The sequence below is a fragment of the Micromonospora sp. USAFONa4 genome (assembly GCF_057197825.1).
The window spans coordinates 404,422-418,007 of sequence record NZ_CM170072.1; the positions used below are offsets into that span (position 1 = coordinate 404,422).

At 75.8% G+C, this 13,586-nt stretch carries 12 protein-coding genes; 4 read left to right on the top strand and 8 right to left on the bottom strand.

Features of this window, described 5'->3' with window-relative positions:
- Positions 1–2 precede the first annotated feature (2 nt).
- From AC0OO9_RS01730 to AC0OO9_RS01740, 3 genes are read left to right on the top strand one after another with little or no spacing between them, the layout of a single operon-like run.
- Positions 3–527, top strand: coding sequence for a PadR family transcriptional regulator (locus AC0OO9_RS01730; protein WP_484515011.1), 525 nt, complete (start codon positions 3–5; stop codon positions 525–527).
- The gene (locus AC0OO9_RS01735) at positions 524–1,204 is read left to right on the top strand and encodes an ABC transporter ATP-binding protein (RefSeq protein ID WP_484515013.1); all 681 of its coding nucleotides are present in this window, start codon (positions 524–526) and stop codon (positions 1,202–1,204) included. The genes AC0OO9_RS01730 and AC0OO9_RS01735 overlap by 4 nt, the downstream gene beginning before the upstream one ends.
- On the top strand, positions 1,201–3,468 hold the full coding sequence (locus AC0OO9_RS01740) for an FtsX-like permease family protein (RefSeq protein WP_484515015.1): 2,268 nt from the start codon (positions 1,201–1,203) through the stop codon (positions 3,466–3,468). The genes AC0OO9_RS01735 and AC0OO9_RS01740 overlap by 4 nt, the downstream gene beginning before the upstream one ends.
- 48 nt (positions 3,469–3,516) lie before the next feature.
- On the opposite strand, the gene AC0OO9_RS01745 is transcribed toward AC0OO9_RS01740, so the two are convergent.
- The 6 genes from AC0OO9_RS01745 to AC0OO9_RS01770 all read right to left on the bottom strand — a co-directional run bounded on the left by AC0OO9_RS01745 (position 3,517) and on the right by AC0OO9_RS01770 (position 10,068).
- Positions 3,517–4,653: a (Fe-S)-binding protein gene (locus AC0OO9_RS01745; protein ID WP_484515017.1), complete on the bottom strand. Its 1,137-nt coding sequence runs from the start codon at positions 4,651–4,653 to the stop codon at positions 3,517–3,519.
- Positions 4,650–6,035: an FAD-binding oxidoreductase gene (locus tag AC0OO9_RS01750; RefSeq protein WP_484515019.1), complete on the bottom strand. Its 1,386-nt coding sequence runs from the start codon at positions 6,033–6,035 to the stop codon at positions 4,650–4,652. Before AC0OO9_RS01750 ends, AC0OO9_RS01745 begins: the two co-directional genes overlap by 4 nt.
- A gap of 190 nt (positions 6,036–6,225) precedes the next feature.
- Complete coding sequence (locus AC0OO9_RS01755; protein WP_484515021.1) at positions 6,226–6,669, bottom strand: hypothetical protein; 444 nt, start codon at positions 6,667–6,669, stop codon at positions 6,226–6,228.
- 54 nt (positions 6,670–6,723) lie between these two features.
- The gene (locus AC0OO9_RS01760) at positions 6,724–7,530 is read right to left on the bottom strand and encodes a sugar phosphate isomerase/epimerase family protein (protein WP_484515023.1); all 807 of its coding nucleotides are present in this window, start codon (positions 7,528–7,530) and stop codon (positions 6,724–6,726) included.
- Positions 7,527–8,684: a dihydrodipicolinate synthase family protein gene (locus AC0OO9_RS01765; protein ID WP_484515025.1), complete on the bottom strand. Its 1,158-nt coding sequence runs from the start codon at positions 8,682–8,684 to the stop codon at positions 7,527–7,529. Before AC0OO9_RS01765 ends, AC0OO9_RS01760 begins: the two co-directional genes overlap by 4 nt.
- A 232-nt stretch (positions 8,685–8,916) precedes the next feature.
- Complete coding sequence (locus AC0OO9_RS01770; protein ID WP_484515027.1) at positions 8,917–10,068, bottom strand: Gfo/Idh/MocA family protein; 1,152 nt, start codon at positions 10,066–10,068, stop codon at positions 8,917–8,919.
- A gap of 296 nt (positions 10,069–10,364) precedes the next feature.
- Here AC0OO9_RS01770 and AC0OO9_RS01775 point away from each other — a divergent pair, with 296 nt between their 5' ends.
- Entirely contained in the window at positions 10,365–11,426 is a 1,062-nt protein-coding gene (locus tag AC0OO9_RS01775; RefSeq protein WP_484515029.1) for a LacI family DNA-binding transcriptional regulator, read from the top strand.
- Positions 11,427–11,566: 140 nt separating this feature from the next.
- Here AC0OO9_RS01775 and AC0OO9_RS01780 read toward each other — a convergent pair whose 3' ends face one another.
- Complete coding sequence (locus AC0OO9_RS01780) at positions 11,567–12,178, bottom strand: phosphoesterase PA-phosphatase (RefSeq protein WP_484515030.1); 612 nt, start codon at positions 12,176–12,178, stop codon at positions 11,567–11,569.
- A gap of 46 nt (positions 12,179–12,224) precedes the next feature.
- Positions 12,225–13,478, bottom strand: a complete 1,254-nt coding sequence (locus AC0OO9_RS01785) for a hypothetical protein (protein WP_484515032.1) — start codon at positions 13,476–13,478, stop codon at positions 12,225–12,227.
- Positions 13,479–13,586 lie beyond the last annotated feature (108 nt).

Sequence of the window (13,586 nt, forward strand, 5' to 3'; positions counted from 1 at the left end):
ACATGTCGATCGGACAGACCTTCCTGGGCCTCCTCGAGGCCACCCCCCGCCACGGCTACGACATCAAACGCCTCTACGACGAGCGCTTCGGTCACGCCCGACCGCTCGCGTACGGGCAGGTCTACGCCACCCTGTCCCGGCTGCTGCGCGGCGGCCTGGTCGAGGTGGAGGCGGTGGAGCCCGGCGAGGGCCCGGAACGCAAGCGGTACGCGATCACCGAGGCGGGCGTCACCGACGTGGCGCAGTGGCTGGCCCGGGCCGAGAAGCCCGAGCCGTACCTGCAGAGCACCCTCTACACGAAGGTGGTGCTGGCCCTGCTGACCGGCCGCCCCGCCGCCGACGTGCTCGACGTGCAGCGTTCCGAGCACCTGCGGATGATGCGCGAGCTGACCCGCCGCAAGCGCGACGGCGACCTCGCCGAGCAGCTGGTCTGCGACCACGCGCTGTTCCACCTGGAGGCCGACCTGCGCTGGCTGGAGCTGACCGCCGCCCGCCTCGACGAGCTGGCCGCGACGGTGCGGTCGTGAGCGCCCCGCTGCTTCTCGCCGAGGACCTGCACCGCTCGTTCGGCCCGACCCGGGCGCTCGCCGGGGCGAGCATGCGCGTCCACCCGGGCGAGGTGCTGGCCGTGATGGGCTCGTCGGGCTCCGGCAAGTCCACGCTGCTGCACTGCCTCGCCGGCATCGCCCGGCCCGACTCCGGCCGGGTCCGCTACGCCGGCCGTGACCTCGCCGACCTGAGCGACGCCGAGCGCAGCGCGCTGCGCCGCGAGGAGTTCGGCTTCGTCTTCCAGTTCGGCCAGCTCGTACCGGAGCTGACCTGCCTGGAGAACGTCGCGCTGCCGCTGCGGCTGGGTCGCGTCGGTCGGCGCGAGGCCGAGCGGCGGGCCGCCGAGTGGCTGGACCGCCTGGAGGTCACCGAGGTGGCCGGCAAGCGGCCCGGCGAGGTCTCCGGCGGGCAGGGGCAGCGGGTGGCGGTCGCCCGGGCACTGGTCACCCGGCCACGGGTGGTCTTCGCCGACGAGCCGACCGGCGCCCTCGACTCGCTCAACGGCGAGCGGGTCATGCGGCTGCTCACCGCCGCCGCCCGGGACACCGGGGCGGCCGTGGTGCTGGTGACGCACGAGGCGCGGGTCGCCGCGTACTCCGATCGGGAGGTCGTGGTCCGCGACGGCCGCACCCGGGACCTGGAGGTCGCGGCGTGACGCGGCTGCGCGACCGCGCGGCCGACCTGGTCATGGGCGCCCGGATGGCGTTCACGGGCGGCCGGGACGGCTGGCTGCGGGCGGTGCTCACGGCGGTCGGCGTCGGGGTGGGGGTGGCGATGCTGCTGCTCGCCGCCGCGGTGCCCGGCGCGCTGGACGCCCGGCAGGCGCGCGGCGACGCCCGCGACGACCTGCGGATGGGCGAGAAGATCCCGGCCGCCGCGAACACCCTGCTGGTCCGCCAGAGCGACACCGAGTTCCGGGGGCAGCCGGTGCGCGGCCGGGTGCTGCGGCCCGAGGGGCCGGCCGCGCCGGCGCCGCCCGGGGTGGCCGCGCTGCCCCACGCCGGTGAGGTGCTGGTCTCCCCCGCCCTGCGCGACCTGCTCGGCTCCGCCGACGGCGCGCTGTTCGCCCCCCGCCTCGGCGGGGCCAAGGTCACCGGTGTCATCGCCGACGAGGGGCTGGCCGGCCCCCGCGAGCTGGCCTACTACCTGGGCAGCGACACCCTCGCCGCCGACGACGCCACCCGGCTGGACGCGTTCGGCGGCGGGCTGCCCGGCGAGGCCTTCGACCCGGTGCTGGTGGTGCTGGTGGTCGTCATCTTCGTGGTCCTGCTGCTGCCCATCGCGGTGTTCCTCGGCGCGGCCGTGCGGTTCGGCGGTGAGCGGCGCGACCGGCGGCTGGCCGCGCTGCGCCTGGTCGGCGCCGACGCCGCGATGGTCCGCCGGATCGCCGCCGGGGAGGCCGCCGCCGGCGCCCTGCTCGGCGTCGCGGCCGGCGGCGTGCTCTTCGCGCTCGGCCGGCAGGTGGTGCCGCTGGTCACCCTCATGGACCTCAGCGTGTACGCCGCCGACGTGCGCCCGCCGCTGCCGCTGGTGGCCGCCGTCGCGCTGGCGGTGCCGGCGCTCGCCGTCGTGGTGACGCTGGTGTCGATGCGCGCCGTGCTGGTCGAGCCGCTCGGGGTGACCCGGCGGGCCACGCCGGTGCGCCGGCGGCTGGTGTGGCGGCTGCTGCTGCCGGCCGCCGGGCTCGGGCTGCTGCTGGCCGGCGCGGCCGGGGTCGTGCCGCTGGGCGGCGAGCGGCAGACCGCGGCCGGCGCGGTGCTCCTGCTGGTCGGCGTGGTCACCCTGCTCCCCTGGCTCACCGACCTGGTCGTACGCCGGCTGCGCGGCGGCCCGGTCGCGTGGCAGCTCGCGGTGCGCCGCCTCCAGCTCGACAGCGCCGCCTCCGCGCGGCTGGTCAACGGCATCGCGGTCGCCGTGGCGGGCACCATCGGGTTGCAGATGCTCTTCGCCGGCGTCGCCGGCCGGTTCACCTTCGACACCGGCCAGGACACCTCCCGGGCCCAGGTGCAGGTGCAGTTCTCCCCGCAGTCGGACGTGGCGGCGGGGCTGGACCGGCTGGCCGGCGCGCCCGGGGTGACCGCGAGCAACGCCACGCTGGCCACCTCGGTCAGGGCCGGCGAGGCGTACGGCACGCTGCGGATCGGCGACTGCGTGGCGCTGGCCGAGTTCGCGCGGCTCGACCGGTGCGCCGACGGCGACGTGTTCCTGGTCCCGGACGCGGAGGGCGATCCGGCCGGTTTCGGTGCGGGCAGCGCGGTCACGGTCGCCGACAGGGTGCCCTGGCGGGTGCCGTCCACCGCCCGGGAGGCGCCGGGGCGCAGCGACCCGTCCGGCTACCGGCACGGCGGGGTGCTGGCCACCCCCGGCGCGGTCGACACCGCCCGGCTGGGGCCGCTGCGCGCCGAGGCGTACCTGCGGCTCGCGCCCGACCGGCCGGACGCGGTGGAGCACGTCCGCAACGCCGCCGCCGGCGTCGACCCGTACGCCTCGGTGCTCACGCTGACCGAGAACCGCCAGGCCAGCCAGTTCGTCAACGTCCAGCGCGGCCTCTACGTCGGCGCGGTGGTCACCCTGCTGCTGATCGGGGCCAGCATGCTGGTCGGCGTGCTGGAGCAGCTACGGGAGCGCCGCCGGCTGCTGGCGATGCTGGTCGCGGTGGGCACCCGGCGCTCCACGCTGAGCTGGTCGGTGCTGTGGCAGAGCGCCGTGCCGGTGGTGATCGGGCTCGCCCTGGCGGTGGTGTTCGGCCTCGGCCTCGGCGCGGTGCTGCTGCGCATGGTGCAGACGCCGGTGACGGTCGCCTGGCCGGCGCTGGGCATCTCCACCGGCCTCGGGGCGGCCGTGGTGCTGCTGGTCACCGGGCTCAGCCTGCCGGTGCTGTGGCGGCTCACCCGCCCGGACGGCATCCGTACGGAGTGACCCTCCGCCGGGTGCACCGCGGGTGCGCCCGGCGGCGGCGCCGGCCGGCTACGGCGACTCGACGCGGGCGAGCAGCTCGGCGAGGTGCACGGCCCGTACGGCCGACCGGCGCCGGCGCAGCCCCGTGCGCAGCTGCCGCAGGCAGCCCGGGTTGACGGCCACCACCAGGTCCACCCCGGCGGCCTCGATCTCGTCGAGCTTCGCGTCCAGGATCCGCCGCGACTCCTTCGGCCGCAGCAGCGAGTACGTGCCGGCCGCCCCGCAGCAGGCGGCCGCCGACGGCAGCTCGACGTAGTCGGCGACCTGGCGCAGCAGCGTCCGGGGCTCGGCGAAGACGCCGAGGCCGTTGCGCAGGTGGCAGGAGTCCTGGAGGGTGACCCGTGCCCGCCGGCCGCCCACCCGCAGTTCCGTCCCGGCGGGCCGGTCGGCGAGCCAGGTGGACAGCTCGCGCACCCGGTCCCGGCCGAGCACGGAGGCCAGGTGCGCGGCGCAGCCGCCGGAGGTGGTGACGATCGTGCCGGGCAGGTCCGCGCCGAGGCGCTCGGCCAGCCGCTCGCCGCCGGCCAGGTCGCCGTTGTGCGCGTGCAGCGCGCCGCAGCAGCCCTGGCCGGTGGGGACGGCCAGCTCGGGGGCGAGCGCGCGCGCCGCCCGGCTGACCGCCGGGTAGAGCCCCCGCTCGACACAGCCCAGCATCAGCTGCGCGCCCGCCCCGCCGGCGGCGGATCCGGGGGTGGCCGCCGGCACGGGTGCCGCGCCCGAGACCGGCGTGCTCGATGCCGACGCGGTCGGAGTGGCGGCGCGGCCGCGGGCCGCGCGGCGGACGAGGCCGGACAGCCGCAGCAGCCAGCGTTGCTCGACGAAGAGCATCAGCGCCCTGGCCACCAGCGGTCGCCGCCAGCCCCGCCACTGGTGCACCCGCCACTGTTCCAGCAGGCTGCCGTACTCCACCCCGGCCGGGCAGACCGGCTCGCAGGCCCGGCAGCCCAGGCAGAACGAGGCCTGCTCGGCGAGGGTGCCGTCGTCCGGGGGCAGGGTGCCGTCCTGCAACGCCCGCATCAGCGTGATCCGGCCGCGCGGCGAGGACGCCTCGTCGCCGGTCATCGCGTACGTGGGGCAGGCCGGCAGGCAGAACCCGCAGGAGATGCAGCGGGACAACTGCTCCGGGTCGAACACGTCGCCGGTCATGAGCCCAGCTTTCCGGGGTTGAGGATGCCCGCCGGGTCGAAGGCGCTCTTGATCCGGCGCAGCAGGGCGAGCTGGTCCTCGCCGAGGCGGGCGGCGAGGAACGGCAGCTTCGCCGCCCCCACCCCGTGCTCGCCGGTGATCGTGCCGCCGAGGTCGATGGCGGCGGCGAAGACGTCGGCGAAGGCCGCCTCGGCCCGGCGTACCGCGTCGTGGTCCTCGGCCGAGTCGAGCACGCAGGTGGGGTGCAGGTTGCCGTCGCCGGCGTGGCCGAAGGTGGCGATGGCGACGCCGTGCCGGGCGGCGATGGCGTCGATCCGGTCGACCATCTCGGCGATCCGCGGCCGGGGCACGGTCGCGTCCTCCAGGATGGTCACCCCGCCCCGGCGGGACAGCGCCGGCAGCGCGCAGCGCCGGGCGGCCAGCAGCGCCTCGGCCTGGGCGACCTCGCGGGCCGTGGTGACCTCCACCGCGCCGGCCTCGACGCAGGCCGCGCCGATCCGGTCCAGGTGGGCGGCGACCAGGTCCGGCGGGCCGTCGTCGCCGAAGAGCAGCAGGGCGCCGGCGTCGGTACGCAGCCCCAGGTGGGCGAAGTCCTCGACGGCGTCGATACAGGCCCGGTCGAGGAACTCCAGCGTCGCCGGCACCACCCCCGCCCGGATCACCCGGGCGACCGCCTCCCCCGCGTCGGCCAGCGTCGGGAAGTACGCGACCCCGGTGTTCGCCGACGCCGGTGCGGGCAGCAGCGCCACGGTCGCCTCGGTGATCACGGCGAGGGTGCCCTCGGAGCCGGTGAGCAGCCGGGTCAGGTCGTAGCCGGCGACGTCCTTCCACAGCCGGCCGCCGGTGCGGATCACCTCGCCGGTGGGCAGCACCGCCTCCAGGCCCAGCACGTAGTTGCGGGTCACGCCGTATTTCAGGCCGCGCAGCCCGCCCGCGCAGGTGGCGATGGTGCCGCCGACCGTGGCGACGGTCCGGCTGCCGGGGTCGGGCGCCCAGAGCAGGCCCTGCGCGGCGGCGGCGTCGGCGAGGGCGGCGCTGGTCACGCCCGGTTGCGTCCGGGCGAGCAGCTCGTCCCCGCTGACCTCCAGGATGGCGTTGAGCCGGGTCAGCACCAGCACGATCCCGCCGCGCAGCGGCACCGTGGCGGCGCACAGGTTGGAGCCCGCGCCGCGGGGCACCACGGGCACCCGGTGCCGGGTGGCGAGTGCCAGCACCGCCGCGACCTCGGCGGTGTCGGCCGGGAAGACCACCGCGTCCGGGCGGTGCGAGAACAGCGGCGTCGCGTCCCGCGCGTACGCCACGAGGTCGCCGGCCGCGTCGTGCACGTGCGACGGGCCGACGATCCCGCGCAGCTCGGCGAGGACGGTCGCGGACAGCGCCATGCCCACCCTTCCCTGTAGCTTTTTGCCGGCTCGTGACCGGCTGCCTGGCGACAGTTTTCACCGATCATAGAGAGCCGGCGGGGCTGGGTGAAGACGGCGGGCCGCCCGGCCCACGTCCGGGTCACCGCACTCGCCGGCCGCTGCGGATTCGGCGCCGACGGTCCGGATCGGGCCGGCCGGGACCCGGCCGTCAGCGCGGCGGCAGGTGCTCGCGCAGCGCGGCGAACTCGGCCACCGTGAGAAAGGACGGATTGGCCCCCTGCGGCTGCCGGAGCACCTCCGCGCCGGCCAGCCGCGCGTCGCCCCGGAAGGACTCCCGGGGCACCCGGTGCGCCTCGTCGAGGACCGTCAGGTCCAACGGCACCGTCCAGGCCGCGCCCGGCTCCCCCGGCACCGCGGCGGCGGCCACCAGCCCCACGCCCCAGACGCCGTACGCGAGCCGGCCGCGGCTGCCACTGGCCCAGAGGACCACCGGCTGACCGGGGCGCATCAGCCGGGCCCGGTAGCCGGGGCGTACGCACCAGCCCGTCACCCGCGGATCACGGGCGAAGCGGCCGGCCAGGTCGACCCGGTCCGCGTTGCCCTTGATCAGCCACGCGCCGAGATCGTCGAGGTGCACCCGTCGGTCGGTCACCCCCTCATCCTCGCCCGGATCCCGGCCGGCCGCCCGACCGGCCGGGACCCGTCGTCAGGCGACGTGGCGCAGGTAGCCCGCGACCGACGCGTCGAGGACCTCCCGGCCGGGCCGGGCCCACACCTCGGCCGAGAAGACCTCCACCTCGACCGGCCCGGCGTAGCCGGCCTCGTCCACGGCCTCCCGCAGGCGACGCAGCTCGATGCAGCCGTCGCCGGGCAGCGCCCGGCCCAGCAGCACCCCCTCGGGCAGCGGGGTGACCCAGTCGCACACCTGGAACGCGGCGATCCGCTCGCCCGCCCGGGCGATCTGCGCGTACACCGTGTCGTCCCACCACACGTGGTACGCGTCGACGACGACCCCGACCACGCCCGGGTCGAACCGTTCGGCGATGTCGAGCGCCTGGCCGAGGGTGGACACCACGCAGCGGTCGGCGCTGAACATCGGGTGCAACGGCTCGATCGCCAGCGTCACCCCGGCCGCCGCCGCGTGCGGGGCCAACTCGGCGATGGCGTCGGCGACCTGCCGGCGGGCGCCGTCGATGTCCCGGCTGCCCGGCGGCAGCCCGCCGGAGACCAGCACCAGGACCGGGGTGCCGAGGGTGGCGGCCTCCTCGATGGCGCGCAGGTTCTCCTCCCGCCAGCCGTCGGACGTGAAGAACCCGCCCCGGCAGAGCGACGTGACCTCCAGGCCCGCGTCGCGGACCAGCTTCGCGGCGCGGGCCAGCCCGTACTCGGCGACCGGTTCCCGCCAGAGCCCGATCCCCGGCACGCCCGCCGCGACGCAGCCGTCGACCACCTCGGGCAACGGCCAGTGCTGCGACGTGGCCTGGTTGAACGAGAACCGTTCCAGGCCACTCATTGGGCCACCCCCGCCACCGTGAACAGCGCCCGCGCGCGGGCGGCGGCCAGGTCCGCGTCGGGCAGCAGCCCGGCGGCGTCGGCGAGGGTGAGCAGGGTGGCCAGGTGCTCCGGCGAGCGGCCGGACTGCGCCCCGCCGACCATCGTGAAGTGGTCCTGGTGCCCGGTCAGCCAGGCCAGGAAGACGATGCCGGTCTTGTAGTGCCAGGTGGGCGCCGCGAAGATGTGCCGGGCCAGGGGCACGGTCGGCGCGAAGATCCGGTCGTACGCCTCCAGGTCCCCCCGGTCCAGCGCGGCCAGCGCGGCGGCGGCGGCCGGCGCGATCGCCGCGAACACCCCGAGCAACGCGTCGGAGTAGCCGCTCGCGTCGCCCCGGATCAGCTCCGGGTAGTGGAAGTCGTCGCCCGTGTAGAGGCGCACCCCGGCGGGCAGCCGGCGCCGCAACGCCACCTCGCGGCCGGCGTCCAGCAGGGAGACCTTGATCCCGTCCACCCGGCTGTCGTGGGCCTTGATCAGTTCCACCACGGCGTCGGCGGCCTCGTCGAGATCGGCCGACCCCCAGTAGCCCGCAAGCGCCGGGTCGAACATCGGGCCGAGCCAGTGCAGCACCACCGGCTCGTCGGCGGCGCTCAGCAGCTCGTCGTACACCCGCAGGTAGTCCTCCGGGCCGCGGGCGGCGGCGGCCAGGTGGCGGCTGCACATCAGCACCGGGCGGGCCCCGGCGGCCCGCACGTCGTCGAGCTGCTCGCGGTAGGCGCGGGCGACCTCGGTCAGGGTGGCCGGGCCGGGCGGGAGCTGGTCGGTGCCGACCCCGGCGACGATCCGCCCGCCGACCGCGCGGGCCTCGGCGGCGCTGCGTCGGATCAGCTCGCGGGTGGCCGGGTAGTCCAGGCCCATGCCGCGCTGCGCGGTGTCCATCGCCTCGGCCACGCCGAAGCCGTACGACCACAGGTGGTGCCGGAAGGCCAGGGTGCGGTCCCAGTCCAGCACGGCCGGGGTGCCCGGGGTGTTCTCGGCCGTCGGATCGGCCACCACGTGCGCGGCGGCGTACGCGATCCGGCTGCTCGGCGGCCCGGCGGGGCGCGGGAAGCCGGCGCCCCCGGCCAACCGGTACCGCCGCCCACCCGGCAGCACCACCTCGTTGCTCGCGCTCACAGCGCCACCTCCGTTCGCGACTGCGGGGCTCGCAAACCCGGCTCACTCCTCGCGCTCACAGCGCCACCTCCGTCCGCGACTGCGGGGCTCGCAAACCCGGCTCACTCCTCGCGCTCACAGCGCCACCTCCGTCCGCGACTGCGGGGCTCGCAAACCCGGCTCACTCCTCGCGCTCACAGCGCCACCTCCGTCCGCGACTGCGGGGCTCGCAAACCCGGCTCACTCCTCGCGCTCACAGCTCCAGCTCCGGGATGTCGAGGCGGGCGCCCTCGCGCGCCGAGCGCAGGCCCAGCTCGGCGAGCTGCACGCCGCGCGCGCCGGCCAGGAAGTCCCACGGGAACGGCTCGTTGGCGACGACATGCCGCAGGAACGCCTCCCACTGCACCTTGAAGCCGTTGTCGAACTCCTCGTTGTCCGGCACCTCCGTCCACTGCGACCGGAAGGGCTCGGTGACCGGCAGGTCGGGGTTCCACACCGGCTTCGGGGTGACCGCCCGGTGCTGCACCCGGCAGCTGCGCAGCCCGGCCACGGCACTGCCCTCGGTGCCGTCGACCTGGAACTCGACCAGCTCGTCGCGGTGCACCCGGACGCACCAGGAGGAGTTCAGCTGCGCGACCACGCCGCCGTCGAGCTCGAAGATGCCGTACGCGGCGTCGTCGGCGGTCGCCGGGTACGTGCGGCCCGCCTCGTCGACCCGCTGCGGCACGTGCGTGGCGGTGAGGCAGGAGACCGAACGCACCCGGCCGAAGAGCTCCTCCAGCACGTACTGCCAGTGCGGGAACATGTCCACGACGATGCCGCCGCCGTCCTCGCTGCGGTAGTTCCAGGACGGGCGCTGGGCCGGCTGCCAGTCGCCCTCGAACACCCAGTAGCCGAACTCCCCGCGCACCGACAGGATCCGGCCGAAGAAGCCGCCGTCGATGAGCCGCTTGAGCTTGCGCAGCCCCGGCAGGAAGAGCTTGTCCTGCACCACCCCGGTACGCACGCCGGCGGCGCGCGCCGCCCGGGCCAGGTCGAGGGCGCCCTCGGTGTCCTCGGCCAGCGGCTTCTCGGTGTAGATGTGCTTGCCGGCGTCCAGCGCCCGGCGGATCGCCTTCTCCCGCTGCTGGGTGACCTGGGCGTCGAAGTAGATCTCGACGTCGTCGCGGGCCAGCGCCGCGCTCAGGTCGGTGGTCCAGTCGGTCAGCCCGTGCCGCTCGGCGATCTCGCGGAGCTTGGTCTCGCTGCGCCCGACCAGGACGGGCTCGGGCCAGATCGACGTGCCGTCGGCCAGGGGCACGCCGCCCTGCTCGCGGATGGCGAGCAGGGAGCGCACCAGGTGCTGCCGGTAGCCCATCCGGCCGGTGACGCCGTTGACGATGATGCCTATCGACCTGCGGGTCATGGTGTTCCTTCCCTCCGCGGGCGCCTCCGACCGGGACGGCGGCGGGCGGCGACCTGTTCCACGCCTGCGCCGCCGCCGGGAGGCCCCCGGCGGCGGATCTCAGGCAAGCGCTTTCCTGGGCAGCGTAGGGAACGCCTCCCTCCTCAGGCAAGGGGCTGTCCGACCCGTCTCGCGGCCGGCGCCGCCCGCCGGACCACACGGGCGGGCACCGGGGCGGGGAAGCGCTTTCGCTGCGGTACGGTGACGGATGGCCGGCACCGGGGCGCGGCCGTCGAGAAACGACCGAGGGGGCGGCAGTGGCGACCCTGTCCGACGTGGCCCGGCGGGCGGGGGTCTCGCCCGCGACCGCCTCCCGGGTGATCAACGGCAGCAGCAAGCCCGTCACCGAGGAGCTCCGCGAGCGCGTGCTGCGCGCCGTCGCCGAACTCCAGTACGTGCCGAACGCGCACGCCCAGCTGCTGGCCCGCTCGCACCGCATGGCGGTGGGCGTCATCGTGCACGACGTCTCCGACCCGTACTTCGCCGAGATCACCCGGGGCCTGCAACGGGTCGCCACCGACCAGGGCCGGCTGCTCATGATCTGCAACAGCTACCGCGACCCGGACCGCGAGCTGGAGTACGTCGAGCTGCTGCGCGGCCAGCAGGTCGCCGCGATCATCCTGGCCGGCTCGGGCTACCACGACGCCACCTTCACCCGGCTGCTCAACGAGAAGCTCGCCGCGTACGAGGCGACCGGCGGACGGGTCGCGGTCATCGGCCGGCACGAGCACTCCGGCGACGCGGTGATGCCGGACAACCGCGCCGGCGGCCGGTTGATCGGCGAGGAGCTGTACGAACTCGGCCACCGGGCGATCGGGGTGGTGGCCGGGCCGGCGGTGCTCACCACCACCACCGACCGGCTCACCGGCCTGCGGGAGTCCCTCGCCGCACACGGGCTGAGCCTGCCCGAGCACCGCGTCCGGCACGCCGAGTTCGACCGCGACGGCGGCGTCGCCGCCACGGCCGCGCTGCTCGACGCCGACCCCGAGCTGACCGCCGTCGTGGCCCTCAACGACTCGATGGCGATCGGCGCGCTGGCGCTGCTGCGCTCCCGGTCGGTGGCGGTGCCCCGGCAGGTGTCGGTCATCGGCTTCGACGACATGCCGATCGCCCGGGACGTCACCCCGGCACTGACCACCGTCCGGCTGCCCCTGGTCGAGATGGGGGCCCGCGCGATGTCGCTGGCGCTCGACCCGGGGGCCGCGGCGCCCCGCGTCGAGGTGCTGCCCGCCGAGGTGGTGCGCCGGGACAGCACCGGGCCGGCCCCGTCGGCCCCGGTCCGCCCACGGACGGGGGGATCGGGCGCGTCAGCCGGCTGACGACCCACGTCCTTCGCCGACCGGCTGCCGCCGGAGGCGCCCAGGGCGGGCCTACGCGCCATCGTGGAGCAGGTCGCGGCGCTGGAGGCACGCGACAAGACCACGGGGCGCGGCCGGACGTAGGGTGTTCCCGCCTCCGTTCACCGCAGCAGCAGGAACGTGGGGGCGGCGATGAGCGTCCCCACGACGGTGCCGGCGGCCACCTGACCGACGGTGTGGTCGCGCAGGCGCACCCGCGACCAGCCGACCAGCGCCACCACGGGCGCCGAGGCGAGCAGCGCCGGTCCGAACTCGATCACGAGCACGGCCGCCGCGCCCGCCGCCACGGCCGCGTGGATGCTGAGCTTCCACGCCAGGTTGACCACGGTCACGGCGAGGCCGAGGGCGAACATGACGACGACCATCGCCAGGACGGGGCGCGGGGCGCCGAACCCGATCATCACGGCGAGGCCCACCAGCACGGACAGCAGCCCGTACGCCAGTGGCCGCCGGCGCTGTTCCCGTCGCCCGATGTGGTGGTCGGTCAGCCGGCCCCGGCGTACGCCCCACCAGATCAGGCTGTTGGGGATGATCGAGCAGAACAGGGAGCCGACCAGGGCCCAGGCGAGGCCCACCTCGACGGGCGACACGGCGTGCAGGCCCACGACGACGGGCATCAGCGCGGCCAGCAGCGCCGGGGCGAAGACTTCGGTGGCGGCGCGGGCGAGCAGCCTGCCGGTACGGCGGTCGGGGCGGTCGATGACGTCGTGCACGATCCACATTCTGCCGACCGCCCCCGGTGGCGCGGCACGCACGGGCTCAGATGATGAAGTGGGTCCAGTAGGCGAGCCAGGTGACGAAGAGCGCGCCCTGGAGCAGGGCCAGGGCGGCGGTCAGCCAGGCGTCGGCGCCCGCGTGCCGGGCCCAACGGGCCAGCACAAGGGCGACCGGGAAGACGGCAAGCAGATAACGCAGCAGGCTCTTGTACACCGGCGGGCCCATCGACAGCGGCACCAGGACCATGGTCAGCCCGTACACGAGATAGGGCAGCCCGAGTCGGCGGGCGCCCGCGAGCAGGACCGCCAGCACCAGCACGGCGACCCACACCCGCAGGGCGTCGCGCGGCGGGCTGCCGGTCAGGCCGTGCCACAGCACCGCCAACGGGTTCTGCACCCGGATGCCCCAACCCGTCTCCTGGGCGTGCTTGTAGGCGAACCAGTCGCCGCTCTGCCACCGGCAGAACGCCATGAACGCCAGCCAGCCGGCGGGCACCAGCGCCAGCGGCCAGCCGACGCGCACGTACGCCCACCACGCGCGCGGGCCCAGCCGGTAGCCGTGCTGCCGTAGCAGCACCAGGGCCAGCGGGAGCACGACGAGGAACCCGACCGAGCGGCTCGTCGCCAGGAAGAAGCCGACAACGCCCACGAGCAGCCAGCGCCGCCGCTCGGCGTAGTGGAAGGCGGCGAGCGCGAGGCAGAGGAACAGCGACTCGGTCAGCGCCGCCTGGAACAGGAACCCGGCCGGCAGCAGCACGAGGTAGCGGACGAACCGGCGGGCGGAGGCGTCGTCGCCGAGCAGTCGCTCGCCCAGCCGGTGGGCGTAGAAGAGCATCAGCAGGAACGCGACGTTCGCGACGAGCAGCAACGCCAGCGCGGTGTCCCCGCCCAGCAGCGGGGCCAGCGGACGGGCCAGGAACGGATAGAGCAGGGGAAAGCCGAAGTCGGGCCACGGCTCGTCTAACGGGAGCTGCGCCAGGCGGTCGTAGAGGAAGGAGTCCCAGGCGAACCAGAGCGCGAGCGCGCGGTGCCCGGAGATCGCCCGCTGCTGCTCGCGCATCATCGTCTCGTCCGGCGGCGGGGCCCAGGGCACGTCGTCGAAGGCGCTCAGCGCGAGCACCCCGAGGGCGCTGAGCACGATCTTCGTACCGAAGAAGACCGCGAGGACGAACAGCCACGGCGCCGGCATCCGGCCGGCGGCCCGCGACGCCGCCCGCCGCAGGTCGTGCCCGTGCCCGGCCAGCCGGGCGGGCAGCGCGCGCCACCGCCGGTCCGAGACGGCCCGCCCACTGTCCATCACGCGTCTCCCGGTCCGGCGGCCCGACCGGTGCCACATCCCCGTTCCGGGACCGTTGACACGTCGGCGCGATCCCGGCCCGGAACCGGGCGCCGGGCGCGTCGCGGC